15 protein-coding genes and 1 tRNA gene are annotated in these 16,521 nt (G+C 60.6%); 11 read left to right on the top strand and 5 right to left on the bottom strand.

Annotation, left to right across the window (positions count from 1 at the left end; genetic code table 11):
- Positions 1-15: 15 nt before the first annotated feature.
- The 3 genes from EYW45_RS02960 to glcF are packed head-to-tail and all read left to right on the top strand — an operon-like array spanning position 16 to position 3,980.
- Complete coding sequence (locus tag EYW45_RS02960) at positions 16-1,518, top strand: FAD-linked oxidase C-terminal domain-containing protein (RefSeq protein ID WP_161133878.1); 1,503 nt, start codon at positions 16-18, stop codon at positions 1,516-1,518.
- A gap of 8 nt (positions 1,519-1,526) precedes the next feature.
- Positions 1,527-2,744: a glycolate oxidase subunit GlcE gene (glcE, locus tag EYW45_RS02955; protein WP_161133877.1), complete on the top strand. Its 1,218-nt coding sequence runs from the start codon at positions 1,527-1,529 to the stop codon at positions 2,742-2,744.
- Positions 2,745-2,750: 6 nt separating this feature from the next.
- The gene (gene glcF / locus EYW45_RS02950; protein WP_161133876.1) at positions 2,751-3,980 is read left to right on the top strand and encodes a glycolate oxidase subunit GlcF; all 1,230 of its coding nucleotides are present in this window, start codon (positions 2,751-2,753) and stop codon (positions 3,978-3,980) included.
- Between the two features lie 83 nt (positions 3,981-4,063).
- Here the strand turns inward: glcF and EYW45_RS02945 are convergent, their stop codons facing one another.
- Positions 4,064-4,942 carry an N-formylglutamate amidohydrolase gene (locus EYW45_RS02945; RefSeq protein WP_161133875.1) on the bottom strand — a complete coding sequence of 293 codons (879 nt, stop codon included), beginning with the start codon at positions 4,940-4,942 and terminating at the stop codon, positions 4,064-4,066.
- Positions 4,943-5,006: 64 nt separating this feature from the next.
- Entirely contained in the window at positions 5,007-5,990 is a 984-nt protein-coding gene (locus EYW45_RS02940; RefSeq protein ID WP_161133874.1) for a Bug family tripartite tricarboxylate transporter substrate binding protein, read from the bottom strand.
- 169 nt (positions 5,991-6,159) lie between these two features.
- Between EYW45_RS02940 and EYW45_RS02935 the strand changes: the two genes are divergently transcribed.
- Positions 6,160-7,146, top strand: coding sequence for a LysR substrate-binding domain-containing protein (locus tag EYW45_RS02935; RefSeq protein WP_161133873.1), 987 nt, complete (start codon positions 6,160-6,162; stop codon positions 7,144-7,146).
- Positions 7,147-7,158: 12 nt separating this feature from the next.
- Positions 7,159-8,274 (top strand): tRNA 2-thiouridine(34) synthase MnmA, encoded by a 1,116-nt coding sequence (gene mnmA, locus EYW45_RS02930; RefSeq protein ID WP_161133872.1) that lies wholly within the window; start codon positions 7,159-7,161, stop codon positions 8,272-8,274.
- Positions 8,275-8,358: 84 nt separating this feature from the next.
- Here mnmA and EYW45_RS02925 read toward each other — a convergent pair whose 3' ends face one another.
- A complete protein-coding gene (locus tag EYW45_RS02925) occupies positions 8,359-8,973 on the bottom strand; it encodes a glutathione S-transferase N-terminal domain-containing protein (protein ID WP_161133871.1) in 615 nt (204 codons plus the stop codon).
- 168 nt (positions 8,974-9,141) lie between these two features.
- Here EYW45_RS02925 and purB point away from each other — a divergent pair, with 168 nt between their 5' ends.
- Entirely contained in the window at positions 9,142-10,518 is a 1,377-nt protein-coding gene (gene purB / locus EYW45_RS02920; protein ID WP_161133870.1) for an adenylosuccinate lyase, read from the top strand.
- 303 nt (positions 10,519-10,821) lie between these two features.
- Positions 10,822-11,025 (top strand): cold-shock protein, encoded by a 204-nt coding sequence (locus EYW45_RS02915; RefSeq protein WP_161133869.1) that lies wholly within the window; start codon positions 10,822-10,824, stop codon positions 11,023-11,025.
- A 70-nt stretch (positions 11,026-11,095) separates the two neighbouring features.
- On the opposite strand, the gene EYW45_RS02910 is transcribed toward EYW45_RS02915, so the two are convergent.
- The gene (locus EYW45_RS02910) at positions 11,096-11,461 is read right to left on the bottom strand and encodes a hypothetical protein (RefSeq protein WP_161133868.1); all 366 of its coding nucleotides are present in this window, start codon (positions 11,459-11,461) and stop codon (positions 11,096-11,098) included.
- Between the two features lie 66 nt (positions 11,462-11,527).
- On the opposite strand from EYW45_RS02910, the gene EYW45_RS02905 reads away from it, so the two are divergent.
- A complete protein-coding gene (locus EYW45_RS02905; protein WP_161133867.1) occupies positions 11,528-11,704 on the top strand; it encodes a hypothetical protein in 177 nt (58 codons plus the stop codon).
- Between the two features lie 154 nt (positions 11,705-11,858).
- On the opposite strand, the gene EYW45_RS02900 is transcribed toward EYW45_RS02905, so the two are convergent.
- Positions 11,859-14,060, bottom strand: a complete 2,202-nt coding sequence (locus EYW45_RS02900; RefSeq protein ID WP_161133866.1) for a sensor domain-containing phosphodiesterase — start codon at positions 14,058-14,060, stop codon at positions 11,859-11,861.
- A gap of 467 nt (positions 14,061-14,527) precedes the next feature.
- On the opposite strand from EYW45_RS02900, the gene EYW45_RS02895 reads away from it, so the two are divergent.
- The 3 genes from EYW45_RS02895 to EYW45_RS02885 all read left to right on the top strand — a co-directional run bounded on the left by EYW45_RS02895 (position 14,528) and on the right by EYW45_RS02885 (position 16,211).
- Positions 14,528-15,595, top strand: a complete 1,068-nt coding sequence (locus tag EYW45_RS02895) for an AI-2E family transporter (protein WP_161133865.1) — start codon at positions 14,528-14,530, stop codon at positions 15,593-15,595.
- 27 nt (positions 15,596-15,622) lie between these two features.
- A tRNA-Met gene (locus EYW45_RS02890) sits at positions 15,623-15,699 on the top strand.
- Between the two features lie 215 nt (positions 15,700-15,914).
- Positions 15,915-16,211, top strand: a complete 297-nt coding sequence (locus EYW45_RS02885) for a hypothetical protein (RefSeq protein WP_161133864.1) — start codon at positions 15,915-15,917, stop codon at positions 16,209-16,211.
- Positions 16,212-16,521: the final 310 nt, after the last annotated feature.

The raw sequence follows: 16,521 nt of genomic DNA, 5'->3' as shown, positions 1-16,521 counted from the left end.
GGTATCGTAGGCACCATGAATGACGCCGTACCTTTTGCGCTCGCCACCGTCCCCGAGGATCCGGTCGAGGCGCACGTCTTGATTGCTGCGTTGCAGCGTGCCGTGCCCAAGCATTGCGTCCTTCACCGAACCGAAGACACGCGCCCTTATGAATGCGATGGCCTGTCGCTGTTTCGAACACTGCCGAAGGTGGTCGTTCTGCCCGAGACGGAAGCGCAGGTCCAGGCAGTGATGAAGGCGTGTCACGCCCTGAAGGTGCCCGTCGTGCCGAGAGGCGCCGGCACGGGGCTTTCCGGCGGTGCCACCCCGCACGCCGCAGGCGTGCTGCTCGGGCTCTCCAAACTCAATCGCATCAAACGCATCGACCCCGAGGCTGCGATTGCCGTGCTCGAACCCGGCGTGCGCAATCTGGCGATCTCCGAAGCGGCGGCACCCTACGGACTGGCCTATGCACCGGATCCGTCCAGTCAGATCGCCTGTTCGATCGGGGGCAACGTGGCTGAAAACTCAGGGGGCGTGCACTGCCTGAAGTACGGACTGACGGTGCATAACGTGCTGCGGGTGCGCGCCGTGATGTGCGATGGCGAGATCGTCGAGTTGGGCAGCGATGCGCCGCAGATCGATGGCCTGGACTTGCTGGCGGCGTTCATCGGCTCCGAAGGGATGCTGGGTATCGTCACCGAGGTCACGGTCAAGCTCATTCCCCGGCCTGCCTGCGCGCAAGTCGTGATGGCCAGCTTCGCAAGTGTGGAAACGGCCGGCAATGCCGTCACGGCCGTTATCGCCCAAGGCATCATTCCCGCCGGCCTGGAAATGATGGATCGGCGTGCGGTGCATATGGTCGAGCCGTTCGTCAAGGCCGGCTACGACATGGATGCCGCGGCGATATTGCTGTGCGAATCGGACGGCACCGAACATGAAGTGGCACATGAAATCGCGCGCATGGAAGCGATCTTCAGTGCGGCAGGCGCGACGCGCTTGCAGGTGTCGACGTCGGAAGCCGAGCGGCTGCGATTCTGGGCCGGGCGCAAGAATGCCTTTCCGGCTGCCGGCCGGGTATCGCCGGATTATTACTGTATGGACGGCACGATTCCGCGGCGTCATCTGGCGCGCGTGCTGTCGGCGATCGAACAAATGGAAGACGACTACAGCTTGCGATGCGCCAACGTGTTTCACGCGGGCGACGGTAATCTGCATCCGTTGATCATGTTCGACGCCAACGTGCCTGACCAGGTCGAACGCGCCGAGAAATTCGGCGCGGAGATTCTGGAATTATGCGTTCAGGTTGGAGGAACCGTGACGGGAGAGCACGGGGTGGGACTGGAGAAGATAAATCAAATGTGCGTTCAGTTTTCGCAAGAAGAACTTGCTGTGTTCAGTGCCGTGAAGCGATCGTTCGATCCTTCGGGTTTGCTCAATCCCGACAAAGTCATCCCGACGCTCGCGCGCTGCGCGGAGTACGGCAAGATGCATGTCCATAACGGTGAAATGCATTTTCCCGATCTGTCGCGGTTTTAGGTGGCACGATGGATTTCGTTCTGAGCGAACTGTGCGATCAGGTGATGACTGCACGCGCCGGCCATAAGCCGTTGTGGGTTTCCGGCGGCGGCACCAAAAACTTTTTCGGCAACTATCGCGCGCCACGGCCTGAGGATGGCCACTGCGTGCTCGAAATGGGCACGTATGCCGGTATCGTCGACTATCACCCGTCGGAGTTGGTGGTAACGGTTCGCGCGGGCACATTGGTGTCAACGCTCGAAGCGGCGCTGGCCGCCGAAAATCAGATGTTGGCGTTCGAGCCGCCGATCTTCGGCGCAGGCTCCACGGTAGGCGGTTGCGTGGCGGCGGGGCTGGCTGGCCCACGCCGCATCGCGGCCGGCGGCGTACGGGATTTCGTGTTGGGCACGCGGCTGCTGGATGCGCAAGGCCGGCTGTTGTCCTTCGGTGGCGAGGTCATGAAAAACGTAGCCGGCTACGACGTCTCGCGCGTGCTCGCGGGATCGATGGGCATCCTCGGCGCCATCGCCGAAGTGTCGTTGAAGGTGGTGCCGCGCCCTATTGAAGAATGCACGCTGTGGTTCGACCTGACGCGCGAGCAAGCGATGGCCACGTTTTCGACGTGGCGGCAACGGCCGCTACCGATCTCAGCCTCGGCGTGGATCGCGGACAGGGCAGGCTTGGCAGCATCGACAGGCGGCATCGACTCGACCGTTGCTGCAGACGCTACCGGCCCGACGAGCGCGACTGTCGCGACTGGCCCCATCCTCTCGGCGGGCTCGACCTCCTGGCGCGGCAACACCGCCGTGCGGCTATCCGGATCGCCTCCGGCGCTGGCATCCGCGATCGCTGAGATGGGAGGCGAACATGAGCAAGGCGAGCGTGCCGCGGCCGTCTGGACGCAGTTGCGGCACCAGCAGATGCGATTGTTTGGGACGGGACAGCCGGTCTGGCGCGTCATCGTGCCGCCGACCTCGCCGGTGTGCCTGGACGATGCGGCGCTGATTGAGTGGGGCGGTGCGCAACGTTGGTTGACGGGGGTGCGTAACGCCGCGGCGTTGCGTGAGGCGGTGCGTGCGGCGGGGGGCAGCGCCACGCTGTATCGCGTGGGCGACGGCGACACCGACATCGCAGGCGGCGCATTTCATCCCCCGGAACCCGGCGTCATGGCGATCACCCGCCGGCTCAAGCAAGAGTTCGACCCCTGGGGGCTCTTCAATGCGGGTCGTCTTTATCCGGATCTTTGATCGCCTATGCAAACCAATCTAGCTTCCTGGGTTCGTGATACGCCGAAAGGTGCCGAGGCCGACGCCATTTTGCGGCGATGCGTGCATTGCGGATTTTGCACCGCCACCTGTCCCACGTATCAAGTGCTGGGCGACGAGCTCGATAGCCCGCGTGGCCGGATTTATCTCATCAAACAGATGCTTGAAGGCGAGACGCCGACGCGGGCCACGCAACAGCACCTGGATCGTTGCCTGACGTGTCGCAATTGCGAAACCACATGCCCATCGGGTGTGGAGTACGGGCACCTGATCGACCTGGGGCGGGAATGGGTCGACCAAAAAGTGGAACGCCCGCTATGGGATCGGGTGCGGCGCGCAACGTTGCGCCATGCGCTCAACGCGCCTTGGTTTGCGCCGCTCATGCGGGTCGGCAAACGCATGCGGCCGCTGTTGCCGGCAGCGCTGAAACGTAAAGTACCTGCGCATCGGGCAGCGGGCGCGTTGCCCGAAGTGGGCACGCATGCGCGGCAGGTGTATTTATTGTCGGGCTGCGTTCAGCCCGCGATGATGCCCACCATCGATGCGGCCACCATCCGCGTGCTCGACGCCATTGGAATCGGCGCGTCGTACGGTGTTCAAAGAGGCTGTTGTGGCGCCATCAATTTCCATCTCGACGACGGCCCGGCGGCGTTGGTGCAAATGCGCGCCAATATCGATGCGTGGCTTCCTGCGCTCGAAAGCGGGAAAGTGGAGGCGATCGTCATGAATGCGTCGGGTTGCGGCGCCATGGTCAAGGACTATGCGCATCATCTGCGGCACGATCCTGTCTACGCCGAACTCGCGCAACGATTGGTGGGATACGTGAAAGATGTGGCCGAGGTCGTCGCGCCCCATGCCGACGATTTGCGGGCCTTGATGCAGACGGGCGGCTCGGTGGCGTTTCATCCGCCATGCACCCTGCAACACTGGCAGGGGCTGGGTGGCGTGACCGAGCGCATGCTGGTCACGCTGGGGTTTCAGTCGCTGCCGTTTTCAGACAAGCATCTGTGCTGCGGGTCGGCAGGGGCCTATTCGGTCCTGCAGCCGGAGATGAGTCTGACCTTGCGCGATCGCAAATTGGCAGCGATTGCGCCCACCCAGGCCGATGTGATCGTGTCGGCCAATATCGGGTGCATCGGTCATCTGCAGAGCGGCACCGAGGTGCCGGTTCGGCATTGGATCGAATGGGTCGACACGCGCCTTGTTGCGCGGCCTTGATCAATCGCTGACCAAGGGCTTCACCCCAGGCGATGCGTCGCCTGAGGGCGCGTAGCGGCGACCTCGGACGTTGCGAGCCGATGTCACACAGCGACTTGCGGCGCCATCCATGCGATCAGTGCGGCGGTCAGGTCGCGCAGATCGGTTTTGAGTTTGCCGTAGTTCTCACTCGGTCGCAGCGAGATTTCATCCATGTACAGATTGCGGTTGATCTCGATCTGCAAGCTGTTGCGGCCGTCTTCCGGATCGCCGAAGGCGCGCACCAATTCAACGCCTTTATAAGGATCGTTGACGGTAACGTTGTAGCCTCGGCCTCGCAGCCATTGCGCCACGAACTCGCGAAACGACGGATCGCCGGTCGTGCCGTCGCGGTCGCCGAGTACGAAATCAGGATGCACCAGACCAGGTTGATCGGTCGCGTAGGCGCCGGCCACGCTGGGCATCGAATGGCAGTTGATGTGCCACACCTTGCCGAAGCGCGCGTGTGCGGCGTCGATCACACGGCCGAGCTCGGCGTGGTAAGGCTTCCAGCACGCGTCGATGCGGTGTTGCACTTCATCGATCGACAATTTGCGGTCGTAGAGCGGCGTGCCGTCGTCGAGCATGCGCCAGATCAAGCCTTTGCCCAGCTTCACCTTGGGCGACTCGGCGATCTCGCCGGGCCAGGCGGCATCGAGCAGCAGGCTATCGATTTCGTTGGCACCGCGGTTCGCGTCGATGTAGGCGCGCGGGAAGTGTGCGGCGATCAGCGGCACGCCCATGGCGATGGCGTCCGACCAGAGGTCGGCCACCCAGGTGTCTTCAGCGGTACGCAGCGCGCCGAAGTTTACGGCGGGTGCGAAATCGGGCGGGTAGGCCGTGCCGCTGTGCGGCGAATCGAGCACCAGCGGCGCGGCGGCCGGGGTATTGGGATAGTCGTCGGGCAAGTCCAGACGATAGGAAAGCGGTTGGGTGATCAGCATAGGGTTCAAGGCATCCGATTGTGTGTGGTGCGCGCGGCGTCACATGACGCCGCGCGCCGGAACATCAATCGAGCTTGATGTTCGCTTCTTTGGCGATGCGCTTGTTCTTGGCGATTTCGGTGGCGATCTGCTTGGCGAATTGCTCAGGCGTGTCGTTCACGGTTTCGGCGCCAAGGGCTGCCAGGCGCGACTTCGTGTCTTCGTCGTTCTCGACTTGATTCACCGCAGCGGCCAGCTTGTCCAGCACCGGCTTGGGCAGGTTGGCGGGGGCAATCAGGCCAAACCAGGCGGCGTCGTTCACGGGCGTCAGGCCCGCTTCGGCAAACGTCGGCACGTCGGGCAAGGCCGCCACGCGCTTGGGCGAAGCGACAGCCAACGCCACCAACTTGCCACCGAGCACGTGCGGCAGGGTGGAGGGCAAGTTGTCATACATGACGTCCACTTGACCGGCCAAGGCGTCGTTCAACGCCGGGCCCACGCCACGGTAAGGCACGTGCAGGATGTCGGTGCCAGACGCGATCTTGAAGAGCTCACCCATCATGTGCGACACCGAGCCGTTACCGGCCGAGGCGTACGTCAGCTTGCCCGGCTCGGACTTGGCCAACTTGATGAATTCGGCCATGTTCTTGGCCGGCACCTTGGGGTTGATCGTCATGATGTTCGGCACGAGTGCCAGATTCGAGATCGGCGTGAAATCGCGCTCGGCGTCAAACGGCAGGTTCGGGTAGATCGCCGGGTTGATACCGTGCGTGCTGGCCGTGGCGATGCCCAACGTGTAGCCGTCGGGTGCGGCTTGCGCAATGGCGCCGCTGCCGATCGAACCGCCCGCGCCGCCGCGGTTTTCGACCACGATGGTCTGGCCCAGCGCCTTGCCGATCTTGTCGGCATACAGGCGGCCGACGATGTCGGTGGTGCCGCCGGCCGGGAACGGTACGATCAGACGAATCGGCTTGTTCGGATAGTCCTGTGCGTAGGCGGCGGGGGCCACCACGGCAGACAGCGCGCTGGCGACGACACACAGACCCATGACAAATTGACGGCGTTGCATTAACTTCCCCTTGCTTAGAAAAATAGTCGAGCTTTGAGTGGCTGCCGAATTGACGGCCTTTCCCGACGCATTCTTACGAATGGCTTTCATTTGTGCAAACGAAGAATTCTCCTTAAGCTATGACTTTATTTCATGGCTCGCCTTATCTACGGGCGACAAGGCATTACCTATGAGACGACTCTGTCCGTCGCTTACCGATCTGCAGGCCTTCGAGGCGGCAGCGCGACACGGCAGTTTCACGCACGCCGCCCGCGAACTGCACGTCACGCAGGGCGCTGTGAGCAAGCAGGTCAAGCAACTGGAAACGTTTTTGGGGGCAGCGCTGTTCTCTCGCATCCGGCAAGGGCTGGTGCTCACCGAAGCGGGCCGCAGCTACCTGAAGAAAATCGAGAAAGGCCTCGACCTGATCGAGGGCGCCAGCCTCGAGATCATGGCGCACAAAGGGCAGGGCGGCACACTCAGCCTGACCAGCATGCCCACGTTCGGCGCCCGCTGGCTGATTCCGCGGCTTGCCGCTTTCATGCGCGAACGCCCCGATATCCGCGTCGAATTTCTGCCCCATCGACATGGCTACGATTTTTCAATGCCTGAGCTCGACGGTGCCGTCCGCTTCGGTGATGGCATCTGGCCGGGCAGTTGCGCCGATTACCTGGTGGGACGAGAGGTCGTCACGGTGTGCCATCCCGATCTTATGGCCGTGCCGACGACCGATCCCATGCAATTGCTGCGGTATCCGCTGTTGCATCACACGACCGCGCCCAATGCGTGGTCGGAGTGGTTCGCACAGGCGGGCTGCGATACCCGGCGGGCCTGGGAGGGCTCGCGCTTCGACCAGTATTCCTTATTGTCTGAGGCGGCAGCTGCCGGCTTCGGTGTGGCGCTTATCCCGCGCTGCCTGGTTGAAGAGGAACTGCGCGAGGGCAAACTGGTGATTGCGATCGATTTGTCGATCGAAGCGCGCCAGGGATACTACCTGTGCTATCCGGAATACAAGGCCAACCTGCCTTCCTTGCAGGCATTGCGCAACTGGCTTCTGCCCGCGGTCGCCTCGGGTGGTGTGCCGGATAAGCATTGCGAGCCTGACGCCGCGACCCAACCGGCCGTCAACCCCATGGCCAGCGGGGGCAAATCCAGCCCCGTGCCTGACCCGCATTAAAATAGCGTCATCATGTCGCTTAACACTACCAAAAAAGGCCGTATCGTCGTCGGCATGTCCGGCGGCGTCGACTCGTCCGTCACGGCCTGGCTGCTCAAGCAGCAGGGCTACGAGGTCATCGGCCTCTTCATGAAGAACTGGGAAGACGACGACGATTCGGAATACTGCTCCACCCGTCAGGATCTGCTGGATGCGGCCAGCGTCGCCGATCTGATCGGCGTCGAACTCGAAGCGGTGAACTTTGCCGCCGAGTACAAGGATCGCGTGTTCGCCGAGTTCTTGCGCGAGTATGCGGCCGGACGCACCCCGAACCCCGATGTGCTGTGCAACGCCGAGATCAAATTCAAGGCGTTCCTCGACCATGCCATGAGCCTGGGCGCAGACCACATCGCCACTGGCCATTACGCCCGTGTACGCCGGGTGGGCACCGAGCGCGCACCACGCTATGAGTTGCTCAAGGCGTTCGATGCGACCAAGGACCAAAGTTATTTTCTGCACCGGCTGAACCAGGCGCAGCTCTCGCGTACGCTTTTTCCGCTGGGTGAGTTGCCGAAGACGGAAGTGCGCCGCATCGCGCATGAAATCGGTCTGCCCAACGCTGCGAAGAAAGACTCCACCGGGATCTGTTTTATCGGGGAACGACCGTTCCGCGCATTTTTGAATCGCTATCTGCCGACCGAACCTGGCCGCATGATCACGCCCGAGGGGCGCAAATTAGGTACGCACCAGGGGCTGTCGTTCTACACCTTGGGACAGCGCAAGGGATTGGGCATCGGCGGCGTCAAGGGCAGTCAACGCGACGATGGCACTGCGGATGCCTGGTACGTGGCCAAGAAGGACATCCCGTCCAACACCTTGTATGTGGCGCAGGGCCACGATCACCCCTGGCTCCTCTCCCAGCAGCTTCAGGCGCAGGATGCCAGCTGGATAGCCGGCGTGCCACCCAACACCGGTGCTCTGGCGGCCAAGACGCGTTATCGCCAGCACGATGCGGCGTGCGCGCTGGCCGAGGCCGACGGCGACCGCTTTGCGTTGACGTTTGCCGACGCGCAGTGGGCGGTCACACCAGGTCAATCTGCGGTGGTTTATGACGGGGAGATTTGCCTGGGCGGCGGCATCATCGCGTAAAGCGGGCCGTGGCGATCATGCCGGCATTTCAGATGCCGGCGTTCAGGTGCCGGCGCTCAGGCGCCGACGTTCAGGCGCTGACGTTCAGGTGCTGGCGGGCGGGGTGGTATCGATGAACGATTGGCGCGTCGACACCTTGTCGAACAGCCGGCCAAGGTTGTCGTGCCCGGCACGCCAGTCCAGATCGGCAAATCGGAAATCGAGATAGCCCAAGGCGCAACCGACGGCCACATCGCCCAGGCTGTAGTTCACGCCCATGCAATACGCATGGTTGCCCAGGCTCAAATCCATTGCGTTCAGGCTGGCATCGATCTTTCCGTACTGACGTGCGATCCAATCCGAACTCTGTTGGGCGCTCGGCCGCTGCTTTTCCTTGACGATCGCCACGCACGCATCCAGGACGCCGTCGGCGATCGCTTCCCAGCACTTGACGGCCGCACGGTCGCGGCCGGGTTGCGGAATCAGACGGGCCACCGGCGACAACGTGTCGAGATACTCGACGATGACGCGGGAATCGAACAGGGCACCGCCGTCATCCATCAACAGGCAGGGGACTTTGCCGAGCGGGTTGTACGTTTGGATCTTGGTGTCGCTGGACCACACGTTCTCGAGTTCGAGCCGATAGTCGAGCTTTTTCTCAGCCATGACGATCCGTACTTTTCGTACATAGGGGCTAGTAAGAGAGCCGATCAGTTTCATGGAGTCTAAATCGTAGTCGGAAAGCGTCGAAAGTATAGCAGTAGGATACGTGATTAAACTGTCCGTGAGCGATTGTTTACCCGCACTGTTGCGGCCTGTTCGCAGTAAATTCCCGCCTGAATGCTAGAATTTCAGCCGTTTTTCATTCCTTTATCCTGTGTTTATCCCATGCAAACCGAACCTACTCTCAGCGCGCTCAATGCGCTCTCGCCGTTGGATGGACGCTACGCTTCCCGTGGCGATGACTTGCGCGGCCTGCTCTCGGAGGCCGGTTTCATGGCCCATCGGGTCGAGGTCGAAGTGGCATGGCTTATCGGTCTGGCCGAAGCCGGGCTGCCTGAGCTGGCCGCCTTCACGCCGGCCGCGCGCGATCGCCTGACGTCGTTGGTCACCAACTTCTCGGAAGCCGACGCCGCCCGCATCAAGGATATCGAAAAGGTCACCAATCACGACGTCAAGGCGGTCGAGTACTGGATGAAGGAAAAGGTCGCCGACGACGCCGAGTTGGCGCAGGCGGCTGAGTTCATCCATTTCGCCTGCACGTCGGAAGACATCAACAACACCTCGCACGCACTTATGCTCACGCGTGCCCGCGATCAAGTGATCGTGCCGCGCTTGCGCCGGATCCACGCCAGCCTGGTGCAACTGGCGCATGCTCAAGCCGAGCAGCCCATGTTGTCGCGCACGCACGGCCAGCCGGCTAGCCCGACCACCCTGGGCAAAGAGATGGCCAACGTCGCTGCGCGTCTGGCCCGTGCGTTGACGGCGATCGAAGCGGTGCAACCGCTCGCCAAGCTCAACGGCGCCACTGGTAATTACAACGCGCACGTTTCCGCATACCCCGAAATCGACTGGCCTGCATTCAGCGCCCGCGTGCTACAGGGTTTGGGTTTGACGCAAAACGAGCACACGATTCAAATCGAACCCCACGATTGGATGTCGGCGTTGTTTGACGCCGTTGCCCGGGCCAACATTATCGTGCTCGATCTCGATCGTGATATCTGGGGTTATATCGCGCTGGGCTATTTCAAGCAGCGTTTGAAGGAAGGCGAAGTCGGCTCGTCCACGATGCCGCACAAGGTCAATCCAATTGATTTCGAGAACTCCGAAGGCAATATCGGTTTGGCCAACGCCATGTTGCGTCATTTGGCTGACAAACTCCCGGTGTCGCGTTGGCAGCGTGACCTGACCGATTCGACCGTACTCCGCAATCTGGGCGTCGCCTTCGGTTATTGCCTGGTCGCCTGGGATGCCTGCCTGAAGGGATTGGGCAAGCTCGAAGTGAACGTTGCGGCAATCGATGCCGATATCGACGCCGCCTGGGAAGTGTTGGCGGAGCCTGTGCAAACGGTAATGCGCCGCTACGGGCTGCCGCAACCCTACGAGCAGCTCAAGGCGCTCACGCGCGGCAAGGGCATTACCGAAGACGCACTGCGTTCCTTCGTGGCGGGGCTGGATCTGCCCGCGGATGCCAAGGCGCGTTTGGCTGCCATGACGCCGCGCAGCTATGTGGGCTTGGCGGTATCGTTGGCGCGCGCCGTGTAAGCGGATCGAGAGCCGGCAGGAATAAAAGCGCGCCGGGGGGCGCGTTTTTATTGGGCAGAATTCCTACAGGATTAATACATTGTGGTGATAAGGGTTTATACGTATATATCGAAGTTTTCAGGAAATCGTCAATAAATATCGTTGACAAGTTTTTTGTTACTCGCCATAGTGTGCGCCAGGATTTTCAAGTGACGCGGTTATCGTTCAGTCTTGCTCCTTCCCGGTTCTAAGTTGTTCATTTTCCTCTCCTTGATGGTCTCGTTTGTCGAGTCTAGGCTCATTTATATAAATCAAGGAATTGGTATGGAAACCGGTATTGTTAAATGGTTCAACGCTGAAAAAGGTTTCGGCTTCATCGTCCCCGAAGGCGGTGGCAAGGATCTGTTCGCACACTTCTCGGAAATCCAAGGCGACGGTTTCCGCAGTCTGGAAGAGAATCAGCGCGTTTCGTTCGTGACGGCGCAAGGCCAAAAGGGCCCGCAAGCCACGAAGATCCAAGTGCTGTAATCGCATTTGCAAAAAAACCCGCCTAGGCGGGTTTTTTTATGCGCGCTCGATGTGCGACGCCCATTCCCCCTCAAAGCATTGCCATCAGCGCCTGTTTGAGAGCAGGAGAGAATACCGGCACCGTGTGCTGGATGCCCGAGCGATCGGTGCCCACTTTGAGCGTCACATGGGCCTGGCCAAAGATTTCCGGCGCCACGCCCACTTCGCCGTAGCGAGCAATGAGCGTGTCCACTTCGCCCTGCATGGTCGCGAGCCGTACCTCTGCATCCTCGACATCGATGCCGCCGGAACGCACGATGCCGTCCACGTTCGGTTTGAGAATGCGATCGAGATCGTCGATGAAAAAGGCGAGGGCTTTCTTGCCATGGCATCCCGGGCGCTGCCAGCCCCAGAGCGGGTCGGGGTCTCGATGCGTTACATTACGCGGTGCTGTCATGTGTGCGTTCCATACTTGATTGATTATTGCCTGCGCTGCGTTTCGCTCGCACTTCGGAAGACTTTATTGAAATTACACTATCTTTGCATTGCCTGTGTGTTGATCGTCGGCAGTGCGCTTGCGCTGGGCGTCGCGATGTGGGGCGAACGGCCCATCAGCCACATCGTCATGGGCATTATCGGCATCACGGTAATCTTTGCGCTTTCCTGCCTGGGGCGCGACGCGCCCGAGCATTCGCGTTAGCGGAAAACGCGCCCGCGCTTCGCACTCACTTTGCACACCATCGATCATCTGATTCGCCGGTAACTGCGCTGAGCACCGGCGTCCCGAGCCCGTCGGGCCGCAGCAACGCCGTCTCCGCGTGTGCTGTCGGTGAGATGATGTCAGTACGGTGCGCTCAAGCCGTAAGGATACGCGGCGTGGCCGGGGCCGGCACGCGCGTGGTATCGAAAAACAATGCTCGATCCAGATCTTCGGCAGGCAACGGCCGGGCAAAGAGATAGCCCTGTCCATAATGGCAACCGCGGGCTTTCAGGCCGGCGAGTTGATGCTGGTCTTCAATGCCTTCCGCGACCACTTCCATATTCAGGCTCAACCCCAAACCGATAATCGATTCGACGATCGAGATATCTTCAGCCCGTTGCACGAATGATTTGTCGACCTTGAGCCGGTCGATTGGAAATCTTCGCAAGTGCGCAAGGGACGCATAGCCGGTGCCGAAATCGTCCAGTGCGATGCCCACGCCAGCATTGTGCAATCGCTGCACCGTGGCCTGAACCGCGTCGGCTTCAGAGCCGATATACACGCCTTCGGTAACTTCGAGCATCAGCAGCGAAGGTGAGAGATGGGTGCGCGCCAGCATGTCCAGAATATCGTCAGCCAGGTTGCGATCCAGGAACTGGGCTGTCGCCAGATTGACCGACATGCGTCCGAAGTTCAAGCCGGCGTCGAGCCAGTTGCGCATCTGCGTCATTGCCGCGCGCAGCGCGAAGCGGCCGAGTTGCGGTCCGATGACGGGATCGTTCAACGCCGCCATGAACGACGCTGGCGCAATGACGCCAAGCACCGGGTGCACCCAGCGCATCAAGCCTTCAAACCCGGCAAGCCGGTGGGTGCGCAGATCGATGATGGGCTGGTAGAAGAGTTCGAACTCATTGCGGTCCAACGCGTCGCGCACATCCCGCAGCAACTGCACGCGGGCTTCGATCTGCTCCAGCATGGGCGGCTTGAACCGCAATGCTCGGCCGGTGCCCTGCGTTTTGGCGTGGCTCATCGCGATATCGGCGTTTTTCAGCAACGATTCGGCGGTGGCGGCATCGTCCGGCGCTACCGCCGCGCCGATACTCACCGTCATGGGATAAGTGCTCCCTTCGTACACCAGTGGCGCCGCCATCACGGCCTGCAGCAGATCCAGCTCGTTGGTCAGCACATCGTCGTCTGCCGATGCCGAGGTCAAGATGGCGAATTCATCGCCTCCCAGTCGCGCAACCGAGTGCGCGTCGGGAAAGGCGGCTTTCAGGCGTCGGCCGATATCGACCAGCATGCGGTCGCCTACATGGTGGCCCAGTGTGTCGTTGATGTCCTTGAATTGATCGACATTGATCATCAGCATCGCGACCCGCATGCCGTATTGCAAACGGTCTTGTAGTGATAGCTTGAATGCCGCGCGGTTGGAGAGCCCGGTCAGGGCATCGGTATATGCCAACTCATGCAGCTTGCGCGTCGAGTCGCGCTGTGCCGTGATGTCCTCGACGGCGCCCAGCACACGGCTCGGCCGGCCATGTTCCACATCGGTGGTCGCCAGCACCCGGATCCAGCGTCGGCGGCCATCCGGGCGCACGATCTCGCGGATGGCGTCGTACTTCTGGTTTTTCTTCAGAAGCCGATCGGTATCCGCCAGGGCCGCACGGCGCGATTCCGCGGTGTAGAGACTGTTGAGCAGGGTGTCGCACGTGAGACGCGCGTGCTTGGAAACGCCAAAGATTTCGCACACCTGGTGGCTCAATGTGAGGCGATCCAGCGCGATGTTGTATTCCCACCCGCCGGCTTGAACCAATTGTGCGGTTTGTTCGAGCAGGGCCTCGCGCCGATCGATCAGACGGAGGCGCTGGAGGCTTTGCAATTGGCGCGCGACAATCCGGGCGAAGCGCGCGAGCGCCACCTGATCGTCATCATCGAATGTTCGGGGGGTGTGGCCGATCAGACAAAATGCGCCGATGGCAGTGCCATCATCCAAGATCAATGGAGCGCCGGCATAAAACTGGATATGCGGTTCGCCGGTCACGAGCGGATTGTTGGCGAAGCGTGGGTCGATGCGCGCATCGTTCACGACCAAGGTCTGGCGCTCAGCCACAGTGACGTTGCAGAATGCCTGCTCCCGCGGAATCTCGAACGCGACCACACCTGATGTCGAATAGGCGTGCTGCACGTCACTGCGCAGCAACGTGACGCAAGCCGTTCTGATGCCAAAATGTGCGCTTGCCAGATCGCACACGTCGTCCAGCCCCGTGTAGCCTGATGGCGACAAATCGAGGTCGAGCAGAAATTCCAACCTGGCGGTTTCTTCATCGACCTGGGGAAATAGCTGAGCTCGGAGCATGAACGAGGGAGGTTATTCGATTCGGCAGCAGCAATCGCGAAGCGGTTGCCGCCGGGCAAACTGACTGGGCAACAAGCCTCGGGCAGCACGCTCAATCGATATTAACGGCTCCAACTCGCAAGAAAAAACGAAATTGCGAGAAATTGATGCAAGGGATGTAACCCTGTTTGTGCAGTCCGACAGGCGCCGTTCAGGGAGAGGGCGTCGAATGCGGTAGCGCTAATCTGTAGATAGGGCTTCAACAGTCATACCTGCTGCGATCGGGGGGTGAAACAGCTGATCAGGGCTACTACAGCTTGCGCTGCGGCCTGATGCCAAACATTGCCATCTCAAGCACGGTTCGTTGCAATGCAGCACATTCCTGCTGCACCGGCATCGCTATTGCTACAGGGCAGTCAAATTTGCACGGATTTCGGCTACAGTTGCCCCGATTTTGTCGTTTCATCCCGTTTTCAGGTATCGACCTCATGCGTCACGCTTCGCTGCACTACAAAACCTTCCTCTGGCTGCTCGTGATCGTCACGATTGCATTCGCCTGGGTGCTGCAGCCCTTTTTCGGCGCGGTCTTCTGGGGCGCATTGCTTGCCATCATTTTTTACCCGCTTCAGCGTCGGCTGCTGAAGGCGTTCGGTGGCCAACGACGTACGCTGGCCGCACTGGTCACGCTGCTTATCGTGCTCCTGCTCGTGATTCTTCCGTTGACTGTTGTGACCGGTGCCTTGGTGCAGGAAGGCGCATTGATCTTCCAGCAAATCAAATCGGGTGAACTCAACTTCGGCCAGTATTTCGAGCAGATCATGTCCGCCTTGCCCAGCGGCGTGCACTCGCTCTTGTCGCGCTTCGATATCAGCGACATGGCCAGCCTGCAAGACAAGCTGTCGCAGGGCGCGATGCAGGGCAGTCAGTTTGTCGCCACACAGGCGCTGAGCATCGGTCAGAATACGTTCGAATTCGTGATCAGCTTCGGCATCATGCTGTATCTGCTTTTTTTCCTGTTGCGCGATGGCCCGGAACTCGCTCGCCGCATTCGTATCAGCATTCCGTTGAGCGATGAGCACAAGCATCATCTGCTGTCGAAGTTCACGACCGTCGCGCGTGCCACGGTGAAGGGCAATGTCGTCGTGGCACTCACGCAAGGTGTTCTTGGCGGGATCGCGTTCTGGGTGCTGGGCATTCAGGGTGCGTTGCTGTGGGGCGCTCTCATGGCGTTCCTTTCACTGCTGCCCGCCATCGGCGCAGGTCTGATCTGGGCGCCAGTCGCGATCTACTATCTCGTGTCGGGCAACATCCTTGAAGGCCTCGGGCTGATCGCCTATGGCGTGGTCGTCATCGGTTTGGTAGACAATATCCTGCGCCCGATCCTTGTGGGTAAGGATACGAAGATGCCTGATTACGTCGTGCTGATCTCCACGCTCGGCGGCATGGGCATTTTCGGTATCAGCGGCTTCGTGATCGGCCCTGTCATCGCTGCGATGTTCATGGCCACGTGGGACCTGTTTACCTCGATTCGCGAACCGGAGCGTGCACAGCGATAAGTTCTGTGCTATAGTTCATTTCTCAGACGCGGGGTGGAGCAGTCTGGCAGCTCGTCGGGCTCATAACCCGAAGGTCGTAGGTTCAAATCCTGCCCCCGCAACCAAATTTCAAAGAGGCTCGCGCAAGCGGGCCTTTTTGTCGTCTGCGCGCATTTTGGTCATTGCGCTCTGCCGTTGCGCGCCACGTCGTACCTAAATGTTGCCCATATTCGGCAAATTCGGCAAATTGGTGACAGATTCAACGAACTGTTGCGCGGTTGCGCTGATAGGCATGAACGGTGCGATCTCCTCTGCATCAATCAATACTTAGGAGATCGTTATGAAGACCCGTCAATTTCTCTGTGCCGCTATTGTTGGAACGCTGCTGTCGACCGGCGCTGTCATGGCGCAACCGCGTATGAAGGGCGACGTGACATCGTCGCCTTCGAATACGCCCAACGACACGACCGCCACACCGCCGAACATTGCCGTGCCGGCAGACCGTTTGCCGCCGGCCCCGAATCAACGCAATATGCGTGAACATGATCGTATGTCGCATGCTGATCGGGACTACGATCGCCGCGGTGTGAACATCGGTGAACCGGGTAGTCGTTATCCCAACAGCGGTGCGCAATAACGCGCTGCCGCCACTGCATGAAAGCCGCGAGCCATCGCGGCTTTTTTTTTTCGTGCTGGGCCTGACGGAAAAGCGATCGCGCGCCGACGAACGCCGTGATCACCCGCGAATTGCAGGGTTTCGTCGCAAGCCTCATACTCCTTGGCATACCCGGAATAGCCCGCATGCAAACGCAGCTTTGCGTTCGAAATGCGGTTGGGGCGTCACGAGCGGTATGGGCATGGATAGATTGAATGCGAGCGAATTGCGCTTGCAAAACGATGTTGCGGCGGTAGGCCGGCTCGATTCGGTTCCGACAATTCTGAATATA

Origin of the sequence: Schauerella aestuarii, from assembly GCF_009866805.1 — a bacterium.
GTDB classification, from domain to species: domain Bacteria; phylum Pseudomonadota; class Gammaproteobacteria; order Burkholderiales; family Burkholderiaceae_B; genus Schauerella; species Schauerella aestuarii.
This window is presented reverse-complemented; position numbering and strand designations above follow the sequence as displayed.